This is a genomic window from Komagataeibacter sp. FXV3, from assembly GCF_015155755.1.
GTDB lineage: Bacteria > Pseudomonadota > Alphaproteobacteria > Acetobacterales > Acetobacteraceae > Komagataeibacter.
This window is the reverse complement of the sequence record NZ_VWPI01000189.1, coordinates 1-1,549: the sequence shown is the minus strand read 5'-3', so window position 1 is coordinate 1,549 and position 1,549 is coordinate 1. Positions and strand designations below refer to the sequence as shown.

The 1,549-nt window shown below is 35.1% G+C and carries 2 protein-coding genes; one reads left to right on the top strand and one right to left on the bottom strand.

Translation table 11 applies throughout. The features are described from left to right. Positions 1–1,166: glycosyltransferase family 2 protein (locus tag F1542_RS16855; RefSeq protein WP_193734007.1), on the top strand; the 1,166-nt coding region annotated here is incomplete at its 5' end. A gap of 72 nt (positions 1,167–1,238) precedes the next feature. Here the strand turns inward: F1542_RS16855 and F1542_RS17290 are convergent. After that, a partial coding sequence (locus F1542_RS17290; RefSeq protein ID WP_227672839.1) for a transposase occupies positions 1,239–1,549 on the bottom strand: 311 nt, incomplete at its 5' end.

Below are 1,549 nucleotides of genomic sequence, written 5' to 3'. Positions count from 1 at the left end.
GATGTGTAAAAAGCATATTAGAAAAAACAGAATACCCACTTAATTTAATAGAATTTGTTATTATTAACAATGGATCCGAAAGTGGGGTTCCTGAAAAATTTTTCCGTAAATTACAAAAAAAGGTAAATATAAAAATATTAGAATATAAGGAAAAATTTAATTATTCTTTAATAAATAATTTAGGTTTTTCTAAATCCAGTGGAGATATAGTCGTATTTCTTAATGATGATACTAAATTATTAGACGGATCTTGGATTGCCCAGATACAGCGTTTACTATGCAAAAAAGATGTCGGTGTCGTAGGATGTAAACTTTTATATGGAAACGGACGCGTTCAACATAACGGATGTGTTGTAGGCGGTCAAAATTTTGCGCAACATGCTGGGCTTGGCTTAAAGGCACAGGATCCTGGTTATATGGGTTTAATGAATGCTTCGCGTGAGGTCTTGGCAGTCACTGGTGCATGCATGGCGCTTCGACGAGATGTATTTAGCCATATAAATGGGTTTGATGAAAATCTGGAAATTGCATTTAATGATATACTGTTGTGCATTCGATCAAAAGAACATGGATATAGAAATATAGTAATTTCCAACCCATTGTTTGTGCATTATGAATCTATATCCAGAGGTCTCGATCTGACGTCGGATAAGATAAATACATATCGTAGTGAATTGGAATACATAAAAGAAAAATCCCAATATTATAAACTTTCCGACCCATATTATAATGATAATCTTAGTTTTTCACAACTGTATCAGCTTTCGTTTCCTCCTCGTCGCAAAAAAATTTGGAGACATGGAGAATATGATAAAAAAAATAAGAAAAATATAATAATTGTTCATGATAAAGACAATAAAATAAATTATGTAGAAGAAATATTTGGAGATAATTTTAATATTAAAGTAATATATATGAAAACATGCAATATAAAAAATGATGATCTTATAAAAATAAGTAAGGGTATTGTGAAATATGATACAGACTATGTTTTATTATATTCATATGAATTTCTGGATTTATCTTATATTTTAGGAAATTTCTGCAAAATTTTGTTTTTTTCCAACCTTTCCATTAATGATGACCGTCTGTTTTTTGATCTGTCTGGGCATACTTACAATATTGTAGAGGGAAATTTTGAAATGTACGTTTCTTCTGAAAACTGAATTTTCAATACGTTAATGGGGCCATTTGCATTAATGGCCCCATGCATATCTTTTAAACCCTACGGCGTGTCGTCAGTTAATTCCGCTGATGGCGGAAACGAGTTGCACTGCTGCGAGGAATGTTGACTTCAGCTTGTCGTAGCGTGTTGCAATGCCTCTGAACTGCTTCAGCCTGGCGCAGAAGCGTTCAATGATGTTTCTGTTTTTGTAGAGCTGGAAGCTGATTTTTCGTAATCGGCCGCTTGAGGCCGCCTTATGACTGAGGATTGTGACTGGTAACTTACCGTCGTTAACGACGTCGTTATTGACGTCGTTCGGGAGGTAAATATGGCTCAGGAAATCCTGATTGGCGTTGAACGCCGTCGCCGCTGGCCGGACGAACG